This window comes from Paracoccus suum, from assembly GCF_003324675.1.
GTDB classification, from domain to species: domain Bacteria; phylum Pseudomonadota; class Alphaproteobacteria; order Rhodobacterales; family Rhodobacteraceae; genus Paracoccus; species Paracoccus suum.
Map to the genome: position 1 here is coordinate 1288114 of NZ_CP030918.1, position 20120 is coordinate 1308233.

16 protein-coding genes and 1 tRNA gene are annotated in these 20120 nt (G+C 65.3%); 14 read left to right on the top strand and 3 right to left on the bottom strand.

Annotation, left to right across the window (positions count from 1 at the left end):
• Positions 1-148: 148 nt before the first annotated feature.
• Positions 149-1324, bottom strand: a complete 1176-nt coding sequence (gene tuf, locus DRW48_RS06220) for an elongation factor Tu (protein ID WP_114075655.1) — start codon at positions 1322-1324, stop codon at positions 149-151.
• A gap of 205 nt (positions 1325-1529) precedes the next feature.
• Between tuf and DRW48_RS06225 the strand changes: the two genes are divergently transcribed.
• The 3 genes from DRW48_RS06225 (at position 1530) to DRW48_RS06235 (ending at position 3644) form a co-directional block, all read left to right on the top strand.
• Complete coding sequence (locus DRW48_RS06225; RefSeq protein ID WP_114075656.1) at positions 1530-2474, top strand: DUF533 domain-containing protein; 945 nt, start codon at positions 1530-1532, stop codon at positions 2472-2474.
• 107 nt (positions 2475-2581) lie between these two features.
• On the top strand, positions 2582-3040 hold the full coding sequence (locus tag DRW48_RS06230; protein WP_114075657.1) for a c-type cytochrome: 459 nt from the start codon (positions 2582-2584) through the stop codon (positions 3038-3040).
• The gene (locus DRW48_RS06235; RefSeq protein WP_114075658.1) at positions 3018-3644 is read left to right on the top strand and encodes a cytochrome b/b6 domain-containing protein; all 627 of its coding nucleotides are present in this window, start codon (positions 3018-3020) and stop codon (positions 3642-3644) included. The genes DRW48_RS06230 and DRW48_RS06235 overlap by 23 nt, the downstream gene beginning before the upstream one ends.
• 65 nt (positions 3645-3709) lie before the next feature.
• On the opposite strand, the gene DRW48_RS06240 is transcribed toward DRW48_RS06235, so the two are convergent.
• Positions 3710-4213, bottom strand: a complete 504-nt coding sequence (locus DRW48_RS06240; protein WP_114075659.1) for a DUF892 family protein — start codon at positions 4211-4213, stop codon at positions 3710-3712.
• Between the two features lie 156 nt (positions 4214-4369).
• On the opposite strand from DRW48_RS06240, the gene DRW48_RS06245 reads away from it, so the two are divergent.
• Positions 4370-6253, top strand: coding sequence for an ABC transporter ATP-binding protein (locus tag DRW48_RS06245; protein WP_114075660.1), 1884 nt, complete (start codon positions 4370-4372; stop codon positions 6251-6253).
• On the opposite strand, the gene DRW48_RS06250 is transcribed toward DRW48_RS06245, so the two are convergent.
• A complete protein-coding gene (locus DRW48_RS06250; RefSeq protein ID WP_114075661.1) occupies positions 6250-6873 on the bottom strand; it encodes a DUF1003 domain-containing protein in 624 nt (207 codons plus the stop codon). The two genes, DRW48_RS06245 and DRW48_RS06250, sit on opposite strands and share 4 nt — an antisense overlap.
• A gap of 105 nt (positions 6874-6978) precedes the next feature.
• On the opposite strand from DRW48_RS06250, the gene DRW48_RS06255 reads away from it, so the two are divergent.
• From DRW48_RS06255 to rpoC, 10 genes are all read left to right on the top strand, one after another.
• Positions 6979-7054: transfer RNA gene (locus DRW48_RS06255), tRNA-Trp, on the top strand.
• A 58-nt stretch (positions 7055-7112) separates the two neighbouring features.
• Positions 7113-7994, top strand: coding sequence for a hypothetical protein (locus tag DRW48_RS06260; RefSeq protein ID WP_162784689.1), 882 nt, complete (start codon positions 7113-7115; stop codon positions 7992-7994).
• Positions 7995-8051: 57 nt separating this feature from the next.
• The gene (gene secE, locus DRW48_RS06265; RefSeq protein WP_114075663.1) at positions 8052-8246 is read left to right on the top strand and encodes a preprotein translocase subunit SecE; all 195 of its coding nucleotides are present in this window, start codon (positions 8052-8054) and stop codon (positions 8244-8246) included.
• A gap of 164 nt (positions 8247-8410) precedes the next feature.
• Complete coding sequence (gene nusG / locus DRW48_RS06270; protein ID WP_114075664.1) at positions 8411-8947, top strand: transcription termination/antitermination protein NusG; 537 nt, start codon at positions 8411-8413, stop codon at positions 8945-8947.
• 85 nt (positions 8948-9032) lie between these two features.
• Complete coding sequence (gene rplK / locus DRW48_RS06275) at positions 9033-9485, top strand: 50S ribosomal protein L11 (protein ID WP_114075665.1); 453 nt, start codon at positions 9033-9035, stop codon at positions 9483-9485.
• A gap of 5 nt (positions 9486-9490) precedes the next feature.
• Entirely contained in the window at positions 9491-10189 is a 699-nt protein-coding gene (gene rplA / locus DRW48_RS06280; protein WP_114075666.1) for a 50S ribosomal protein L1, read from the top strand.
• Positions 10190-10450: 261 nt separating this feature from the next.
• On the top strand, positions 10451-10969 hold the full coding sequence (rplJ, locus tag DRW48_RS06285; RefSeq protein WP_114075667.1) for a 50S ribosomal protein L10: 519 nt from the start codon (positions 10451-10453) through the stop codon (positions 10967-10969).
• A gap of 65 nt (positions 10970-11034) precedes the next feature.
• Positions 11035-11412 (top strand): 50S ribosomal protein L7/L12, encoded by a 378-nt coding sequence (gene rplL / locus DRW48_RS06290; RefSeq protein ID WP_114075668.1) that lies wholly within the window; start codon positions 11035-11037, stop codon positions 11410-11412.
• 235 nt (positions 11413-11647) lie between these two features.
• Positions 11648-15799, top strand: a complete 4152-nt coding sequence (rpoB, locus tag DRW48_RS06295; RefSeq protein WP_114075669.1) for a DNA-directed RNA polymerase subunit beta — start codon at positions 11648-11650, stop codon at positions 15797-15799.
• A gap of 51 nt (positions 15800-15850) precedes the next feature.
• Complete coding sequence (rpoC, locus tag DRW48_RS06300; protein WP_114075670.1) at positions 15851-20098, top strand: DNA-directed RNA polymerase subunit beta'; 4248 nt, start codon at positions 15851-15853, stop codon at positions 20096-20098.
• The last annotated feature ends 22 nt before the right edge of the window (positions 20099-20120 follow it).

Sequence of the window (20120 nt, forward strand, 5' to 3'; positions counted from 1 at the left end):
TGACAAATCGAGTCAGCAGCCGCTCTCTACTTGCAACGTCTGGGTCGACTGAAGCGTCCTGGTCAAAGCGTCCCGGTCAAAGCGGGCCATTCCATAGCAAAAGGCCGCCCCGAGGGGCGGCCCTTCAGTCTCTTTGTCAGTCCTAGTCTCAGGCGAGGATCTTGGAGACGACGCCGGCGCCGACGGTGCGGCCGCCTTCGCGGATCGCGAAGCGCAGCTTTTCTTCCATCGCGATCGGCGCAATCAGCTCGACCTCGAACTTCAGGTTGTCGCCCGGCATCACCATCTCGGTGCCTTCCGGCAGGTTCACGGTCCCGGTCACGTCGGTCGTGCGGAAGTAGAACTGCGGCCGGTAGTTGGCAAAGAACGGCGTGTGACGGCCACCCTCTTCCTTGGTCAGGATATAGGCCTCGGCCTCGAACTTGGTGTGCGGCTTGACCGAGCCCGGCTTGCACAGCACCTGGCCGCGCTCGACGCCGTCACGGTCCACGCCGCGCAGCAGCGCGCCGACGTTGTCGCCAGCCTCGCCCCGGTCCAGCAGCTTGCGGAACATCTCGACGCCCGTGCAGGTCGTCTTCTTGGTGTCCCGGATGCCGACGATTTCCAGTTCGTCGCCGACGTTCACCGCACCGCGCTCGATCCGGCCCGTCACCACCGTGCCGCGGCCCGAGATCGAGAACACGTCCTCGATCGGCAGCAGGAACGGCTGGTCGACCGCACGCTCGGGGGTTGGGATGTAGCTGTCGACCGCCTCGATCAGCGCCTTGATGCTGTTCTCGCCGATCTCGGGATCACGGCCTTCCAGCGCCGCAAGCGCCGAGCCCTTGATGATCGGGATATCGTCGCCCGGGTAGTCGTAGGACGACAGCAGCTCGCGCACTTCCATCTCGACCAGTTCGAGCAGTTCCTCGTCATCCACCTGGTCGACCTTGTTGAGGTAGACCACCATGTACGGGATGCCGACCTGGCGGCCGAGCAGGATGTGCTCGCGGGTCTGCGGCATCGGGCCGTCGGCCGCGTTCACCACAAGGATCGCGCCGTCCATCTGCGCGGCGCCGGTGATCATGTTCTTCACATAGTCAGCGTGGCCGGGGCAGTCGACATGGGCGTAGTGCCGGTTGGGCGATTCGTATTCCACATGCGCGGTCGAGATCGTGATCCCGCGCGCCTTCTCCTCCGGCGCGCCGTCGATCTGGTCATAAGCCCGGAACTCGCCGAAATACTTCGTGATCGCAGCCGTCAGCGTCGTCTTGCCGTGGTCAACGTGACCAATCGTCCCGATGTTCACGTGCGGTTTGTTACGCTCGAATTTTGCCTTCGCCATGATGTCTCCAGATCGGCAGGTCGGCGGCGCAGCCCAGATGCACGCCCCGAGGTCATCGCATCGCGGCGATCTAAAGGCGCAGCAGCAGGAAATCAAGGGCGGCGCGGGGCCTGGTCTGCAATGCGGAACTCCGGCGCTCGACATTACGTTCAGCCCCCGGGAAGCTGTGCCGCCGCGCCTTTGCGGCAGGACAAGGAGATATCGCATGAGCCTGATGAAAACCCTCGCCCGCGTTGCGGCTGGTGTGATCCTTGCCAAGGGGATTGGCGGGATGATGCAGCAACAGGCCCGGCAGCAGACACCGCAGGGTGGCCGCCCGCGCACAACGGGTGGCGGCATCCTGGGCGATCTTCTGGGCCAGTCGCAGCGCGGCGGACAGACGGCATCGGCGCAGGGGCGCGGCGGCCTCGGGGATATCCTCGGCCAGGTACTCGGGGGTCAGCCGGCCGGCGGCGCCGGTACCGGCCGCCGCTATGGCGGGCCGAACACCCAGGGCGCCAGCGGGGGCCTCGGTGGCATGCTTGACCAGATGACCCGCAACAGCGGCACCACGCGCACGGCCAGCACCGGGGGCGGCGGCTTTGGCGATCTGCTTGGCGGGCTTGCCGGCGGCGCTGCTGCGGGCGGCCTTGGCGGGGTGTTGGGCGATCTGCTCGGCGGCGGCAACGCCCGCACGACGCAGGCGGGCGGGCTAGCGCGTCAGGGCGCCCAGGACCGCAACGACGCCTCGTTCGGCGAAGTCTTCAATGATGCCATGGTGCGCCAGGACGAGCCCGAAATTGCCCCGACGCCCGAACAAAACGCTGTCGCCGGGCTGATGCTGAAGGCGATGCTGCAGGCGGCCAAATCGGACGGCAAGATCGACGAGCAGGAAAAGCAGCGCCTGATGGGCCAGGTCGGCGATCTGGGTGAGGACGAAAAGCAGTTCATCCGCGAGCAGATGGCCGCCCCCGTGGACGCTGCCGCCTTGGCTCGTGAAGTCCCCAAGGGGTTGGAGGAGCAGGTCTACCTGATGTCGCTGATGGCCATCGACTTCGACAACGAGCGCGAGGCCCAATACCTGCACGCCCTCGCCGACGCGATGAGCCTCGACCAGCAGAAGGTGAACGCGATCCACCAGCAGGTGGGCGTGCAGAACCTTTACGCCTGACGTGCAAGAGGGCGGCGATCTTTCGCCGCCCACACGTACCGCCTTCCGCTTTGTCTGGAAAACGTGCACCATTCCCCACGGTTACGCACACCAGCCCGGAGGCAATCATGCGTCTTTCCCTGATTACTGCCGCAGTGTTGTCGCTTACGCCCCTCGCGGCGCAGGCGGCTGAAGATACGCCCGAGCAGCTGGCGCTCGAGGCTCGACATGGCTTCATGCTGATGCTCGGGGCGAACATGGGCGTGCTGGCCGGTACCGCGAAGGGCGAGATTCCCTATGACGAGGCCGCGGTCGTCCACGCGGCGACCAATATCGAGGCGCTGACGCATTACGATGTTGCCATGCATTTCATTCCCGGCACCGCCGAGGGCGAAATCGACGACAGCGAGGCGCTGCCCAAGATCTGGACCGACATGGCCGGCTTTGCCGACAAGTACAAAGGGCTGGTGACGGCCGCCGCCGGCGCCCCCGACGCAGTCAAAGGCGGTCAGGAGCAGGTTGCCGCCGTCGTCCAGAAGCTGGGCGGGGCGTGCAAGGCGTGCCATGACGAATACCGTAAGGACTGATCGCGACCCGGCAGGGGGAGCGCTCCCTGCCGGGGTCGAACGGCTGCAGATTTGGGACCCGGCGTTGCGCGCGGTCCATTGGGCGCTTGCACTGCTGGTGACGGCGACTTGGCTGCTGGCCCAGTTTGGACCGGCCAAGATGACGCTGCATTTCTGGTTCGGCTACGCGATCATAGCCTTGCTGGCCTTTCGCCTGGTCTGGGGGCTGATCGGCCCACGCCACGCGCGTTTCAGTCGGTTGATCCATGGCCCGCGGGCGACGCTGGAGTATATCCGCGGATTCGCCAGGCGGGTGCCCAGCTACTGGCGGGGACACAACCCGATGGGCGGCTGGTCGGTCGTCGCCATGCTGGCATTGCTGGTGATGCAGGTGGCGACCGGGTTGGTCAGCGATCCGGATGACTTCATCAATGTCGGCCCGCTCGCGTCCGAGGTCTCGCGCGCGACCTCGCGCAAAGCGTTGTCGCTGCATCACCTGGGCGGGACGCTGATCCTGCTGCTGGTGCTGCTGCACGTTGGCATGATCCTCTATTACCGCCTGTGGAAGCGCGAGGACCTGATCCGGCCGATGATCACCGGCTGGAAGCTGGTGCGCCGCCGCTGAAGCGCTGCGTGCATAGAAAGGGGCGGCCCCGCGCGGAACCGCCCCTTTTCATTTAACCGTCGTGTTTACATCGCGGCCTTGTTGATCCCGCCCTTGACGGCCAGTTTGGTCATCGTCTCGTAACCCTCGTAGGTCGAGGCAGTGCATTCGTCTAAAACCTTCACGTCGTCACTGAACCCCAGGCGCTTGGCCCAGGCTTTCAGCGTGCCGTAGCCGGTGATGGCGTAATGGGCCATCCGCTGATACTGGCCAATGATGGCCGCGTCCTGCGTGTCCTCGTCGGCGAACTTGGCCTCCAGCCCGTGCTTGCGCGCCTCTGCCACCAGACCCTCCATGCCCTTGCAGTGCTCGCCCGCAGCGTCCGTGCCATGCGCCTTGCACAGCTTTTCCATCGCCGCCATGCCGTCGCGGGTGCCCGCAACGCCAGCGGTCAGAGCCTTTTGCAGGTCAGGATTCTTGGCGGCCTTGGCCATTTCCTCGGTCACCGGGACGGCCTGCTTGCAGGCGCTGTAGAGGTCCTTGAGGCCGTCGAGATAAAGGTCTTCGAGGTTCTTGATGGTGTCGGACATGTCTCGTCTCCGTTGCATGACAGGTTGGGGTGGCAACGCCCGCCCGGGCCGAGTGTTCCACGAATGTCCCTTGTCCCGTCGCGGCGGACGGCGGCTTGACAACCGCGGCGTCCAGGGCTTGCCTGCGCGGTCTGAAACCCTGTCCTGGTGCGCCCCATGTTCCGCTGGTTCGAGCGTCGGCTCGACCCCTATCCCGCTGACGAGCCATCGCTGCCGCCGCGCAGCCTGGTCGGCTTTTGCATGCATTACAGCCGCGGGGCATGGCCCTGGTTGCTCGCCATGGCAACGGCGGCGATGAGCTTTGCGCTGATCGAGGTCTCTCTCTTTGCCTATATCGGCCGGCTGGTCGACGGCATGGAGGGCGGCGATCCGGCCCGCTTCTGGCAGATCGAGGGCCGCGGCTTTGTCTTCATGGCGGCAGTGGTCGTTATCGGCCTGCCGTTGATCGAGTTGTTCGCCTCGCTGATCATGCACCAGACGCTGATCGGAAACTTTCCCCAGCGCATCCGCTGGCAGGCGCACCGCTACTTGTTGCGCCAATCGATGAGCTATTTTCAGGACGAGTTCGCGGGACGGATCGCCACCAAGCTGCTGCAGACATCGCTCGCCGTGCGTGAGGTGGTGATGAAGCTGATGGACGTGGCGGTCTACGTTGTCGCCTATTTCGTCGGCGCCGTCGTGCTTGCCCTGTCAAACGACTGGCGCCTCGCGGTGCCGTTCCTCGTCTGGGGTGTGCTCTACAGCACGCTGCTGTTCGTCGTGATTCCCCGCCTCGGGCGCGTTGCGCAGCAGCAGTCGGACGCCCGCTCGGTCATGACCGGGCGTATCGTTGACAGCTACACCAACATCACCACGGTCAAGCTGTTCAGCCATGCGCAGCGCGAGGAAACCTATGTCCGCGAGGGCATGGATGGATTCCTGCAGACCGTCTACGGCCAGATGCGGCTTGTGACGGTGCTGAACGTGTCGCTGACGGTCTTGAACGCCGGGCTGTGGCTGGGTGTGGTCGGCATCGGCATCCGGCTGTGGACATCGGGCCAGATCGCGGCGGGGGCCGTTGCGGCCGCCGTGCCGCTGGCAATGCGCTTTAACGGCATGAGCCAGTGGATCATGTGGGAAATGTCGGCCCTGTTCGAGAATATCGGGACCGTTCGCGACGGAATCGGCAGCCTGGCACTGCCGCGCACCGTCGTAGACCGCCCTGAGGCGGTGCCGCTGGTCGCCGATCACGGCGCGGTCGCGTTCGAGGGCGTGACCTTCCGCTATGACGCCGGCGAGGATGGGCCAGAGGACGCGCGCCGCCCCGCCGTGATCGACAACCTGACGCTGCGCGTCGCCCCGGGTGAAAAGATCGGCCTGGTCGGCGTGTCCGGCGCGGGCAAGTCGACGCTGGTGAACCTGCTGCTGCGGTTTCACGATCTGGATGGCGGGCGCATCACTATCGACGGGCAGGACATCGCCGGGGTGACGCAGGACAGCCTGCGCGCTGCGATCGGGGTGGTGACGCAGGACACCTCGCTGCTGCACCGCTCGGTGCGTGACAACATCGCCTATGGCCGTCCCGAGGCCGAGCATCACGAGGTCGAGGCCGCAGCCGCCATGGCAGAGGCGCATGCCTTTGTCGGCGGCCTCAGCGATGCGCGGGGCAGGGCAGGCTATGATGCCCATGTGGGCGAGCGCGGGGTCAAGTTGTCGGGCGGTCAGCGCCAGCGGATTGCCATTGCCCGCGTGTTCCTGAAGGACGCCCCGATCCTGGTGCTGGACGAGGCGACGAGCGCCCTGGACAGTGAGGTCGAGGCCGCGATTCAGGCGCAGTTGCAGCGGCTGATGCTGGGCAAGACGGTGATCGCCATCGCCCATCGCCTGTCCACCATCGCCGCCATGGACCGGCTGGTCATCATGGACCGCGGCCGGATCGCCGAGCAGGGGACGCATGACGAATTGCTGGCGCAGGGCGGCATCTATGCGCGCCTCTGGGCGCGGCAGTCGGGCGGTTTCCTCAGCGACGACCGCGAGCAGGCGGGTGCCGCTGCCTCCTAGGTGGTCGGCGCGGTGCTGTCCGAGGGCGCCTGCTGGCCGTTCTTGTGCAACAGCGCGATCAGCGAATCGATCTGGGCCTGCTGACGGGCGATCAGCCCTTCCAACTGGCGCGTCCGCATGTCGTCCATCTTTTCATGCAGGCCCATGATATCCATCTCCGCCTTCAAGTTGACCTCGTAGTCATGGGCGGCGGCGGCACGATCCTTGGCTGCCTGGCGGTTCTGGCTCATCATGATGACCGGCGCCTGGAGCGCGGCCAGCATGGACAGCAGCAGGTTCAGGAAGATGAACGGGTAGGGGTCCAGCGCCCGTGTTTCGAAGGCGAGATTCAGGCCGACCCACGCCACGAGAAAAGCGAGGAACGCCGTGATGAACATCCAGGAGCCGCCGAATCTCGCGACTTGGTCGGCCATCCGCTCGCCAAAGGTGGGCGCGCGCTCGCCCTCGCTCTCGCCCTCGGGCTGGCGGGCGATGGTCTGGCGGCGCAGAAGGTGCTCCACGACCCGGCGTTCGGCAGCGGTCAGATCGCCGTCCTTGCAACTCAACCAACGCAGCGCATCTTGAGGAACGGTCTTTTCAGGCTCGGTAGGCGTGCTGGGGACATCAGTGTCGGTTGGCATGTCACACATCTGGCTTGGGGCGGACAGGGCATTGTGGACCCTCGGGGCTAGCCGTGAAAGCGCCTTGCGTCGCCGCCCAGCCTGCCGTAATCACGCCCTCGGCCTAGGGGTATAGCTCAGTTGGTAGAGCATCGGTCTCCAAAACCGAGGGTCGTGGGTTCGAGTCCCCCTGCCCCTGCCAGCCGCCGCCTTTCCCGCGATCCCGTGACGGGACAAAGGCTTGCCCTGCACGGATGGTCATGCAGCTTTTCCTCCACGTCGGCGCGCACAAGACGGCGACCACTCACCTGCAATCGCGCCTGAACGACGCCCGCCCGCGCCTCTGGCCGCGGCACATTGCCTGCATCTGTCCGCAGCAAACCCGCGAGGCCGAGATCCAGCTGTCGACCATGGCTCAGTTCCCCGGCCGCTGGCCGAAGAAGGAACTTGCCTGGCGCAAGCGACTGGAGCTGATCGAATCCGAAGGCGTGACCCGCTGCGTCATCTCGGACGAGAACCTGATCGGCGAGATCCGGCGCGGCTCGCTCGTCGATGGCGAGGGGACGATCTATCCGCAGGCTGCCAGGCGGCTCGAGTCGCTGCTCGATATCCTGGGGCGGAAGCCGGACCAGATCTTTCTGGGGTTGCGCGAGCCGGCGTCCTTCGTCACCTCGGCCTTTGGCATGTGGATGCGGGCGGGCGAAGGCGTGCTGATCGAGGATTTCCTGGGTGACGCCGACCCCCGCCGTATCCGCTGGGCCGATCTGGCCCGGCGCCTTGGCACGCTGCCGGGCCAGCCGCACCTGACTGTCTGGCGGTTCGAGGATTACCCGCGCATCCGCAACAGGGTGGTCGCCGCCCTGGTGGGCGAGGAAGCCGCGCCCGTCGTCGGCACTTCGCCTCGTCGCCTCGTCGGCTGGTCGCAGGCCGCTTATGACGCCTTTGTGCAGTCAGTGCTGCAGGTCGATGAGTCGGTCCCGCTGTCCACCCTGGCCCAGGCCGCGCTGAAGGCCTTTCCCCGCGGATCCGACGATCCCGCGCTGACCGTGCTGGCGCCCGAGGTGACGGCGCGCTGCGAGGCCGAATATGAGGGCGATGTCGCGGACATGGTCGCGCTGCCGGGCGTGACCCTGATCGACTGACGCTTGATGCGGCGGCCGTGACGCTGTAACCGGACCGCTGCAACCTTGAGGACCGATATGGCCAACCCCGTCCAGTTCATCAGCCAGGTGCGTGCCGAGGCCGCGAAGATCGCGTGGCCGAACCGCCGCGAGGTGGTGACCACGACCATCATGGTCCTGATCATGGCGACCATCACCAGCCTGTTCTTTTTCATGGTGGACCTGCTGATCCGCGGCGGCCTGACCTTCGTGCTGCGCAGCGTCGGCGGCTGAAGCCCGGTGTAGCAGCAGGGTTGCAATCGCGGCGCAAGGGGTCTATTTCCCGGCGACCTGCCCGGCCACGGCGTGCTACCGATTCGGTTCGCGCCGATTTTTATTTTCCGGGCGACATGAATTAGGGGCCGTCTGGCCCGTCGAGGAAACGGACGCAGAACGATATGGCAAAGCGGTGGTATTCGGTCAGCGTGCTGTCCAACTTCGAGAAGAAAGTCGCCGAGGCCATCCGCCAGGCCGCGGCCGAGAAGGGTCTTGAGGACGAGATCGACGAAGTTCTGGTCCCGACCGAGGAAGTGATCGAAATCCGGCGTGGCAAGAAGGTGACCTCCGAGCGTCGCTTCATGCCGGGCTATGTCCTGGTCCACATGGACCTGTCGGACCGTACCTATCACCTGGTGAACTCGATCAACCGCGTGACCGGTTTCCTCGGCGCGCAGGGCAAGCCCTCGCCGATGCGCGACGAGGACATGGCCCCGATCCTGAACCGCACCGGCGAGGGCACCGACGTCCAGCCGCGCAACCTGATCCGGTTCGAGGTCGGCGAGAACGTCAAGGTGACCGACGGCCCGTTCGAGGGCTTCGCCGGCATGGTCGAGGAAGTCGACGACGCCGCCAGCCGCGTGAAGGTCATGGTCTCGATTTTTGGCCGGCCGACGCCGGTCGAACTGGAATTCACCCAGGTCAGCAAGTCGGCCTGAGTGTTCGCGTGGGAGGCGGGCCTGCGGGCGCCGCCGAACCACTAAGTCGGCCCGCATGCGGGCGTGATGAAAAGGAGAAGGCCAGATGGCCAAGAAGGTAGTTGGCAGCCTCAAGCTGCAAGTGAAGGCGGGCCAAGCCAACCCGTCCCCGCCGATCGGCCCCGCGCTGGGTCAGCGCGGCATTAACATCATGGAATTCTGCAAGGCGTTCAACGCAAAGACGCAGGAAATGGAGGCCGGCAGCCCGGTCCCGACCGTGATCACCTATTACGCCGACAAGTCGTTCACGTTCGAGACCAAGACGCCGCCCGCCGCGTTCCTGCTGAAGAAGGCCGCCGGCCTCAAGCCGCAGGGCAAGCGCAACCGTGCCAAGGGTTCGGACAAGCCGGGCAAGTCGACCGCCGGGACCGTGACCGCCGCCCAAGTGCGCGAGATCGCCGAGCTGAAGATGAAAGACCTCAGCGCGAACGACATCGACGCCGCCATGCAGATCGTTCTGGGCAGCGCCCGCTCGATCGGCATTGAAGTGAAGGCCTGATCGCCATGGCAAAGATTGCAAAACGCACCGCCGCCGCCCGCGAAGCCTTCGCCGGCAAGGCGAACCTGCCGCTGGACGAGGCCGTCGCCCTGGTCAAGGCCAATGCCACTGCCAAGTTCGACGAGACCGTCGAGGTTGCGCTCAACCTGGGCGTTGACCCGCGTCACGCCGACCAGATGGTCCGCGGCGTGGTCCAGTTGCCCAACGGCACCGGCAAGACCGTGCGCGTCGCCGTGTTCGCCCGTGGCGCGAAGGCTGACGAGGCAACTGCCGCCGGGGCCGACATCGTCGGCGCCGAGGACCTGATGGAGACCATCCAGTCCGGCAAGATCGAGTTCGACCGTTGCATCGCGACGCCGGACATGATGCCGCTGGTCGGCCGCCTGGGCAAGATCCTCGGCCCGCGCAACCTGATGCCGAACCCCAAAGTCGGCACGGTGACCATGGACGTCAAGACGGCCGTCGAGGCCGCCAAGGGCGGCGAAGTCCAGTTCAAAGCCGAGAAGGCCGGTGTGGTCCATGCCGGCATCGGCAAGACCAGCTTCGACGCGGCCAAGCTGGCGGAAAACCTGCGCGCTTTCGTCGAGGCGGTGCAGCGCGCCAAGCCGACGGGGGCCAAGGGCACCTACATGAAAAAGGTCTCGATCAGCTCGACCATGGGTCCGGGCGTATCGGTCGACCTCGCCTCGACGGCGCAAGCCTGAGGCCAATAATCCGCGCCGCATCCGGTCTACCGGGCGCGGCGGGGGATGGCGGGGGTTCGCCCCCGTCCTGTCCGAGACGGAGGGTGTGCCCCGCATGGGGTGCTTAATGTCCTTCCCGAGGCAGGGACGCGAGACCAGTTTCCGGGCGCATTCATGCCCTCGGGTGATCTCGGGACCTGCAGACGGACCCGACCCTGCGGCCGGCCTGGCTGGACGCAGGGGCAAGTGAGCCGGGGGGAAACCCCCAACGTGGAGTGAACCGTGGATAGAGCGCAAAAAGAGCAAGTGGTCGATGAACTCGGCCAGATCTTTGATGCCTCTGGCGTCGTGGTGGTTGCCCGCTACGAGGGAATGACGGTTGCCAACATGCAGACCCTGAGGGCGCAGATGCGCACCGCCGGTGGATCTGTCCGCGTTGCCAAGAACAGGCTCGCCAAGATCGCCCTTGAGGGGAAGGAATGCGCAAGCATCGCCGACCTTCTCACCGGGATGACCGTGCTCGCTTTCTCCGACGACCCCGTGGCAGCTGCCAAGGTCGCGGACGCCTATGCCAAGACGAACGACAAGTTCGTCATCCTTGGCGGGGCGATGGGCGGCACGTCGCTTGACCCGGCCGGTGTGAAAGCCGTGGCCCAGATGCCGTCGCGCGAGGAGCTTATTGCTTCGATCGTCGGCTGCATCGGTGCCCCGGCCAGCAACATCGCGGGCGCGATCGGCGCACCTGCCAGCAACATCGCGGGCATCCTCAGCACGCTCGAAGAGCGCGCCGAGGCTGCATAAGGCATCGTCTTTCGTCGAGGGGTTGAAATCCCGACGTTGGAACATTTGATGGAAAGAACGGAAACATGGCTGACCTGAAATCTCTCGCCGAGCAGATCGTGAACCTCACGCTGCTAGAAGCGCAGGAACTGAAGACCATCCTCAAGGACGAATACGGCATCGAGCCGGCTGCCGGTGGCGCCGTCATGATGGCTGGTCCTGCTGCTGGCGTCGGTGCGCCCGCCGAGGAAGAAAAGACCGAGTTCGACGTCGTCCTGACCGAAGCCGGCGCCAACAAGATCAACGTGATCAAGGAGGTGCGCGCGATCACCGGCCTGGGCCTGAAAGAGGCCAAGGATCTGGTGGAAGCCGGCGGCAAGGTCAAGGAAGGCGCCAACAAGGCCGACGCCGAAGAGATCAAGAAAAAGCTCGAAGCGGCTGGCGCCAAGGTCGAGCTCAAGTAATTGGCCGCCCCTTCGGGGCTGCGCAACTGACAAGGCAGGGTCCGGGGTTTCCCGGTCCCTGCCGAACCTGTCTTGAACGGCCCTTCCCGTGCGGAGGGTCCTTCAGGGAAGGTTCGCGGCTCGGGAGCTGCCCGGTGGGACGGGCAGCACGGATAGAGCCGGATCACCCCCAGTCTTGCCGCCCCGACCGGGCCCGACGGTCGCAGGGTGGCGCTGACGAAAGGCGATAGACCCCATGGCGCAAGCTTATGTCGGCCAAAAGCGCATCCGGCGCTCGTATGGCAACATCCGCGAAGTTCTCGAGATGCCGAACCTCATCGAGGTTCAGAAATCCTCTTATGATCTGTTCCTCAACTCGGGCGAGGGTGAGGGCCATAACGACGGCAACGGCATCCAGGGTGTCTTCCAGTCGGTCTTTCCGATCAAGGACTTCAACGAGACCGCGGTGCTCGAGTTCGTGAAATACGAGCTGGAGAAGCCGAAGTACGACGTCGAGGAATGCCAGCAGCGCGACATGACCTACGCCGCCCCCCTGCGGGTGACGCTGCGTCTGATCGTGTTCGATGTCGACGAGAACAGCGGCCAGAAGTCGGTCAAGGACATCAAGGAGCAGGACGTCTACATGGGCGACATGCCCCTGATGACGGGCAACGGCACCTTTGTCGTGAACGGCACCGAGCGCGTGGTCGTCAGCCAGATGCACCGCAGCCCGGGTGTGTTCTTTGACCATGACCGCGGCAAGACCCATTCCTCGGGCAAGCTGCTGTTTGCCTGCCGCATCATTCCCTATCGCGGCAGCTGGCTGGACTTTGAGTTCGACGCCAAGGACCTGGTATTCGCGCGCATCGACCGCCGCCGCAAACTGCCGGTGACGACCCTGCTCTATGCCCTCGGCATGGACCAGGAGGCGATCATGGACGCCTTCTACAACACCGTGGACTACCGCCTGCAGCCCGCCCGCAAGGGGCAGGAAGCCGGCTGGGTCACGCGGTTTTTCCCCGAGCGCGCGCGCGGCACGCGCCCGACCTATGACCTGGTGAACGCGGCGACCGGCGAGGTCATCGCCAAGGCCGGCGACAAGGTTACCCCGCGCCTGGTCAAGCAACTGGTCGATTCCGGTGACGAGATCGAGCTGCTGGTCCCCTACGATCAGATCCTCGGCCGCTTTGTGTCCAAGGACATCATCAACGAGGAAACCGGCCTGATCTACGCTGAGGCCGGCGACGAACTGACGCTGGAGCGGGACAAGCAGGGCGAGATCACCGGCGGTCTGCTGAAGGTGCTGCTGGACAACGGCATCACCGATATCCCGGTCCTCGACATCGACCATGTCAACGTCGGCCCCTACATCCGCAACACGATGGCGGCCGACAAGAACATGGGCCGCGACGGCGCGCTGATGGACATCTACCGCGTCATGCGCCCCGGCGAGCCGCCGACCGTCGAGGCCGCGGCAACCCTGTTCAACAGCCTGTTCTTCGACAGCGAGCGTTATGACCTGTCGGCCGTGGGCCGGGTCAAGATGAACATGCGCCTCGATCTGGATGCCCCCGACACGCAGCGTACGCTGCGCAACGAGGACATTATTGCCTGTATCCGCGGCTTGGTTGAACTGCGCGACGGTAAGGGCGAGATCGACGACATCGACCACCTCGGCAACCGCCGGGTGCGCTCGGTCGGCGAGCTGATGGAGAACCAGTACCGCATCGGCCTGCTGCGCATGGAGCGCGCGATCCGCGAGCGCATGTCCGGCGTCGAGATCGACACCGTCATGCCGCAGGACCTGATCAACGCAAAGCCTGCGGCGGCTGCGGTGCGCGAGTTCTTCGGCAGCAGCCAGCTGTCGCAGTTCATGGACCAGACCAACCCGCTGTCCGAAGTGACGCACAAGCGGCGGCTGTCGGCCCTCGGGCCGGGCGGTCTGACCCGCGAGCGCGCCGGCTTTGAGGTGCGCGACGTGCACCCGACCCACTACGGCCGGATGTGCCCGATCGAGACGCCGGAAGGTCAGAACATCGGCCTGATCAACAGCCTCGCGACCTACGCGCGGGTGAACAAGTATGGCTTCATCGAAACCCCGTACCGCAAGGTGATCGAGGGCCAGGTCACCGATGATGTGGTCTACATCTCGGCGACCGAAGAGATGCGCCATACGGTCGCCCAGGCCAACGCCGAGCTGGACGCCGACGGCAAGTTCACGCAGGAGCTGGTCAGCACCCGCCAAGCGGGCGATTTCATGCTGAACCCGGTCGAGGCGGTCGATCTGATCGACGTCTCGCCCAAGCAGCTGGTCTCGGTCGCCGCGGCGCTGATCCCCTTCCTCGAGAACGATGACGCCAACCGCGCGCTGATGGGCTCGAACATGCAGCGGCAGGCGGTACCCCTGCTGCGCGCCGAGGCGCCCTACGTCGGCACCGGCATGGAGGCGACCGTTGCCCGCGACAGCGGCGCCGCGATCATGGCCCGCCGCGGCGGTGTCATCGACCAGGTCGACGCCAGCCGTATCGTTGTCCGTGCCACCGAGGACCTCGGGGCAGGGGACGCGGGAGTCGACATCTACCGCCTGCGCAAGTTCAAGCGCTCGAACCAGTCCTCGACCATCAACCAGCGTCCGCTGGTCAAGGTCGGCGACCGGGTGCAGAAGGACCAGGTGATCGCCGACGGTCCCTCGACCGACCAGGGCGAGCTGGCCATTGGCCGGAACGTGATCGTCGCGTTCATGCCGTGGAATGGCTACAACTACGAGGACTCGATCCTCATCAGCGAGCGCATCCACCGCGACGACGTGTTCACCTCGATCCACATCGACGAATACGAAGTGGCGGCCCGCGACACCAAGCTGGGCCCGGAAGAGATCACCCGCGACATCCCCAACGTCGGCGAGGAAGCCCTGCGCAACCTCGACGAGGCGGGCATCGTCTATATCGGCGCCGAGGTCGGCCCGGGCGACATCCTCGTGGGCAAGATCACGCCCAAGGGTGAGAGCCCGATGACGCCGGAAGAAAAGCTGCTGCGCGCCATCTTTGGCGAAAAGGCGTCCGACGTCCGCGATACCTCGCTGCGCCTGCCGCCGGGTGCCTATGGCACGATCGTCGAGGTCCGGGTGTTCAACCGCCATGGCGTCGACAAGGACGAGCGCGCCCTGCAGATCGAGCGGGAAGAGGTCGAGCGCCTCGCTCGCGACCGGGACGACGAGATGGCGATTCTGGAGCGTAACATCTACGCGCGCCTGAAATCGCTGGTCATGGGCCAGAAGGCGGTCAAGGGGCCGAAAGGCGTCAAGGCCAACTCGGAGGTCACGGAGGAGCTGCTGGACGGGCTGAGCCACGGCCAGTGGTTCCAGCTGGCCATGGCCGACGAGGACACCGCCCGCGAGGTCGAGGCCCTGCAGGACCAGTTCAACCTGCAGAAAAAGGCCCTCGAGGCGCGCTTCGAGGACAAGGTCGAAAAGGTCCGCCAAGGCGACGACCTGCCCCCGGGCGTGATGAAGATGGTCAAGGTGTTCGTCGCCGTGAAGCGCAAGCTGCAGGCCGGCGACAAGATGGCCGGTCGTCACGGCAACAAGGGCGTCGTGTCGAAGGTCGTGCCGATGGAGGACATGCCGTTCCTCGCCGACGGTACCCCCGTCGACCTGGTTCTGAACCCCCTGGGCGTGCCCTCGCGCATGAACGTCGGCCAGATCCTCGAGACGCACATGGGCTGGGCCGCGCGCGGTCTGGGCATCAAGATCGACGAGGCGTTGCAGGAATACCGGCGCAACGGCGATCTGACCCCGGTCCAGGAAGCGATGCGGATCGGCTATGGCGACGACATGTACGCCTCGACCTTCGATGGCATGGAGGCCGACGACCTGGTCGAGCACGCCGAGACCGTGACCGGCGGCGTGCCGATCGCGACCCCGGTGTTCGACGGTGCCAAGGAGGTTGACGTCAACGATGCGCTGACCCGCGCCGGCTTTGACACCTCGGGGCAGTCGATCGTGTTCGACGGCCGCACGGGCGAGCAGTTCACCCGCCCGGTGACGGTCGGCGTCAAGTACGTGCTGAAGCTGCACCACCTTGTCGACGACAAGATGCACGCCCGCTCGACCGGTCCCTACAGCCTCGTGACCCAGCAGCCGCTGGGCGGCAAGGCGCAGTTCGGCGGTCAGCGCCTAGGTGAGATGGAGGTCTGGGCCCTGGAAGCCTACGGCGCCGCCTACACCCTGCAAGAGATGCTGACGGTCAAGTCGGACGACGTGGCCGGCCGGACCAAGGTCTACGAGAGCATCGTCAAGGGCGAGGACAACTTCGAGGCCGGCGTGCCGGAATCGTTCAACGTGCTGGTCAAGGAGGTCCGGGGTCTGGGCCTCAACATGGAACTGCTGGACGCCGAGGAAGAGGAGTGAGGGCCGCGCGCCCTCACCGCCCCTTTCCCCGTCTGATGCAAGGATGACGAGATGAACCAGGAACTCAGCACCAACCCGTTCAACCCGATCGCGCCCCCGCGGCAGTTCGACGAGATCAAGATTTCGCTGGCCAGCCCCGAGCAGATCCTCGCGTGGTCGTTCGGCGAGGTCAAAAAGCCCGAAACCATCAACTACCGCACTTTCAAGCCCGAGCGTGATGGCCTGTTCTGTGCGCGCATCTTTGGTCCGATCAAGGACTACGAATGCCTGTGCGGTAAATACAAGCGCATGAAGTATCGCGGCCTCGTCTGCGAGAAGTGCGGCGTCGAGGTGACGCTGCAGAAGGTCCGGCGCGAGCGCATGGGCCATATCGAGCTGGCCTCGCCGGTGGCGCATATCTGGTTCCTCAAGTCGCTGCCCTCGCGCATCGGCCTGATGCTGGACATGACCCTGCGCGACTTGGAGAGGATCCTCTATTTCGAGAACTACGTCGTCATCGAGCCGGGCCTGACCGACCTGACCTATGGCCAGCTGATGACCGAGGAAGAGTTCCTCGACGCGCAGGACCAGTACGGCGCCGACGCCTTTACCGCCGACATCGGCGCCGAGGCGATCCGCACCATGCTGTCGAACATCGACCTCGCCGCAACCGCCGACCAGCTTCGCGAGGAGTTGAAGGAAGCAACCGGCGAGCTGAAGCCCAAGAAGATCATCAAGCGGCTGAAGATCGTCGAGAACTTCCTCGAATCCGGCAACCGGCCCGAGTGGATGGTGCTGACCGTGATCCCGGTCATCCCGCCGGAGCTGCGCCCGCTGGTCCCGCTGGACGGCGGCCGTTTTGCCACGTCCGACCTGAACGACCTCTATCGCCGGGTCATCAACCGCAACAACCGCCTCAAACGCCTGATTGAGCTGCGCGCGCCCGACATCATCGTGCGCAACGAAAAACGGATGCTGCAGGAGTCGGTGGACGCGCTGTTCGACAACGGCCGCCGCGGCCGCGTGATCACGGGCAACAACAAGCGCCCGCTGAAATCGCTGTCCGATATGCTGAAGGGCAAGCAGGGCCGGTTCCGCCAGAACCTGCTCGGCAAGCGCGTGGACTTTTCGGGCCGCTCGGTCATCGTGACCGGGCCGGAGCTGAAGCTGCACCAGTGCGGGCTGCCCAAGAAGATGGCGCTCGAGCTGTTCAAGCCGTTCATCTACTCGCGGCTCGAGGCCAAGGGTTACAGCACCACGGTCAAGCAGGCCAAGAAGCTGGTCGAGAAGGAGCGCCCCGAGGTCTGGGATATCCTCGACGAGGTGATCCGCGAGCATCCGGTGCTGCTGAACCGCGCCCCGACGCTGCACCGCCTCGGCATCCAGGCGTTCGAGCCGATCCTGATCGAAGGCAAGGCGATCCAGCTGCACCCGCTGGTCTGCTCGGCCTTCAACGCCGACTTCGACGGCGACCAGATGGCCGTGCACGTCCCGCTGAGCCTCGAGGCTCAGCTGGAAGCGCGCGTTCTGATGATGTCGACCAATAACGTGTTGTCGCCGGCCAATGGCGCGCCGATCATCGTGCCGTCGCAGGACATGGTCCTGGGCCTTTATTACGTCACGATGATGCGCGACGGGATGAAGGGCGAGGGCATGGCCTTTGCCAACTCGGACGAGGTCGAGCATGCGCTCGCCGCGGGCGAGGTGCATCTGCATGCCCGCATCACCGCCCGGCTGAAGCAGGTCGATGACGAAGGCAATGTCGTCATGAAGCGGTTCGAGACGACGCCCGGGCGCATCCGCCTCGGTGCGCTGCTGCCGTTGAATGCGAAAGCTCCGTTCGAGCTGGTCAACCGTCTTCTGCGCAAGAAGGACGTCCAGGTCGTCATCGACTCGGTCTACCGCTACTGCGGCCAGAAGGAATCGGTGATCTTCTGCGACCAGATCATGAGCCTCGGCTTCCGCGAGGCGTTCCGCGCCGGCATCAGCTTCGGCAAGGACGACATGGTCATCCCCGACAACAAGTGGGAGATCGTGAACGAGGTCGCCGACCAGGTGAAGGAGTTCGAGCAGCAGTACCTCGACGGCCTGATCACTCAGGGCGAGAAGTACAACAAGGTCGTGGACGCGTGGTCGAAGTGCAACGACCGCGTGACCGAGGCCATGATGGCGACGATCGCGGCGGTGAAAACCGACGAGAGCGGCGCCGAGCTTGAGCCGAACAGCGTCTACATGATGGCCCACTCGGGCGCGCGTGGATCGACCAGTCAGATGAAGCAGCTGGGCGGGATGCGCGGCCTGATGGCAAAGCCCTCGGGCGAGATCATCGAGACGCCGATCACCTCGAACTTCAAGGAAGGCCTGACCGTGCTGGAGTACTTCAACTCCACCCACGGCGCGCGCAAGGGTCTATCGGACACCGCGCTGAAGACCGCCAACTCGGGTTACCTGACCCGGCGTCTGGTGGACGTGGCGCAGGACTGCATCATCCGCGAGCTGGATTGCGGCACCGAGCGGGCGATCACCGCCTCGGCCGCGGTCAACGACGGCGAGGTCATCTCGCCCCTGAGCGAGCGCATCCTGGGTCGCGTCGCGGCCGAGGACGTGGTCGCCACGGGCTCGGACGAGGTCATCGTCGGCCGGAACGAACTGATCGACGAGCGTCGCGCCGACGCCATCGAGCAGGCCGGCGTCCAGCAGGTTCGCATCCGTTCCGCCCTCACCTGTGAGAGCGAGGATGGCGTTTGCGCTTATTGCTACGGGCGCGATCTGGCCCGCGGCACGCTGGTCAACATCGGCGAGGCTGTCGGCATCATTGCCGCGCAGTCCATCGGCGAGCCGGGCACCCAGCTGACGATGCGGACCTTCCACATCGGCGGTATTGCCCAGGGTGGCCAGCAGACCGCCATGGCCGCCAACCAGGAAGGCACTATCGCGTTCGAGGGCGAGAACACGCTCGAGAACGCGGCGGGCGAGCTGATCGTCATGAGCCGGAACATGCAGTTGATGGTCAACAACGCCGCCGGCGAGCCTGTGGTGACGCACAAGCTGTTCTACGGCAGCAAGCTGTTCGTGCGCGAAGGCCACAAGGTCACGCGCGGCCAGAAGATGTTCGAATGGGACCCCTACACCCTGCCGATCATTGCCGAGCGTGCCGGCACGGCCAAGTTCGTCGACCTGCTCTCGGGCCTCTCGGTCCGGGACGAGACGGACGATGCCACCGGCATGACCCAGAAGATCGTGACCGACTGGCGCAGCGCGCCCAAGGGCAGCGATCTGAAGCCCGAGATCATCCTGATGGACAGCGACGGCGAGCCTGTGCGTAACGATGCCGGCAACCCGATCAGCTACCCGATGTCGGTCGACGCCATTCTGTCGATCGAGGAAGGGCAGGAAGTGCGGGCCGGTGACGTGCTGGCGCGTATCCCGCGCGAGGGTGCCAAGACCAAGGACATCACCGGCGGTCTGCCGCGGGTGGCGGAACTGTTCGAGGCGCGTCGTCCCAAGGACCACGCCATCATCGCCGAGATCGACGGCACGGTGAAGTTCGGCAAGGACTACAAGAACAAGCGCCGGATCATGATCCAGCCCACCGACGAAGGGCTGGAGCCGGTCGAGTACATGGTGCCGAAGGGCAAGCACATCCCGGTGCAGGAGGGCGACTTCATCCGCAAGGGTGAGTACATCATGGACGGCAACCCCGCCCCCCATGACATCCTGCGCATCATCGGCATCGAGGCGCTTGCCGACTACCTCATCGACGAAGTGCAGGACGTCTATCGACTGCAGGGCGTGAAGATCAACGACAAGCACATCGAAGTCATCGTGCGGCAGATGCTGCAGAAGATCGAGATCCTCGACAGCGGCGATACCACGCTGCTGAAAGGCGAGAATGTCGAGCGCGACGAGTTCGTCGAGGAGAACGCCAAGATCGAGGCCAAGGGCGGCCGTCCGGCCGTCGGCGAGCCGGTCCTGCTGGGTATCACCAAGGCCAGTCTGCAGACCCGCAGCTTCATCTCGGCGGCGTCGTTCCAGGAAACCACGCGCGTCCTCACCGAGGCTGCCGTCCAGGGCAAGCGCGATCGCCTGCTCGGCCTGAAAGAGAACGTCATCGTCGGCCGGCTGATCCCGGCGGGCACCGGCGGCGCTACCTCGCGCGTGCGCAAGATCGCCGCCGACCGCGATTCGGACGTGATCGAGATGCGCAAGGCCGAGGCCGAGGCGGCTGCCGCCCTGGCCCCGCCCGCGCCGGAGGCGGTGACGCTCGACCCGGTCAACGAGGCTGATATCGACACGATCATCACCTCGCCCGAAGAGTGAGGGCAGGGCGCAAGCGCTTCCT

Bases quoted from the DNA above. Each gene is read 5' to 3' on its own strand.
- rpoB (WP_114075669.1), top strand. From the start codon at position 11,648: ATGGCGCAAGCTTATGTCGGCCAAAAGCGCATCCGGCGCTCGTATGGC.
- secE (WP_114075663.1), top strand. From the start codon at position 8,052: ATGGCCAACCCCGTCCAGTTCATCAGCCAGGTGCGTGCCGAGGCCGCG.
- nusG (WP_114075664.1), top strand. From the start codon at position 8,411: ATGGCAAAGCGGTGGTATTCGGTCAGCGTGCTGTCCAACTTCGAGAAG.
- DRW48_RS06245 (WP_114075660.1), top strand. From the start codon at position 4,370: ATGTTCCGCTGGTTCGAGCGTCGGCTCGACCCCTATCCCGCTGACGAG.
- rpoC (WP_114075670.1), top strand. From the start codon at position 15,851: ATGAACCAGGAACTCAGCACCAACCCGTTCAACCCGATCGCGCCCCCG.
- DRW48_RS06260 (WP_162784689.1), top strand. From the start codon at position 7,113: ATGCAGCTTTTCCTCCACGTCGGCGCGCACAAGACGGCGACCACTCAC.
- DRW48_RS06235 (WP_114075658.1), top strand. From the start codon at position 3,018: ATGACGAATACCGTAAGGACTGATCGCGACCCGGCAGGGGGAGCGCTC.
- rplK (WP_114075665.1), top strand. From the start codon at position 9,033: ATGGCCAAGAAGGTAGTTGGCAGCCTCAAGCTGCAAGTGAAGGCGGGC.
- rplL (WP_114075668.1), top strand. From the start codon at position 11,035: ATGGCTGACCTGAAATCTCTCGCCGAGCAGATCGTGAACCTCACGCTG.
- tuf (WP_114075655.1), bottom strand. From the start codon at position 1,324: ATGGCGAAGGCAAAATTCGAGCGTAACAAACCGCACGTGAACATCGGG.
- DRW48_RS06250 (WP_114075661.1), bottom strand. From the start codon at position 6,873: ATGCCAACCGACACTGATGTCCCCAGCACGCCTACCGAGCCTGAAAAG.
- rplA (WP_114075666.1), top strand. From the start codon at position 9,491: ATGGCAAAGATTGCAAAACGCACCGCCGCCGCCCGCGAAGCCTTCGCC.
- DRW48_RS06240 (WP_114075659.1), bottom strand. From the start codon at position 4,213: ATGTCCGACACCATCAAGAACCTCGAAGACCTTTATCTCGACGGCCTC.
- DRW48_RS06230 (WP_114075657.1), top strand. From the start codon at position 2,582: ATGCGTCTTTCCCTGATTACTGCCGCAGTGTTGTCGCTTACGCCCCTC.
- DRW48_RS06225 (WP_114075656.1), top strand. From the start codon at position 1,530: ATGAGCCTGATGAAAACCCTCGCCCGCGTTGCGGCTGGTGTGATCCTT.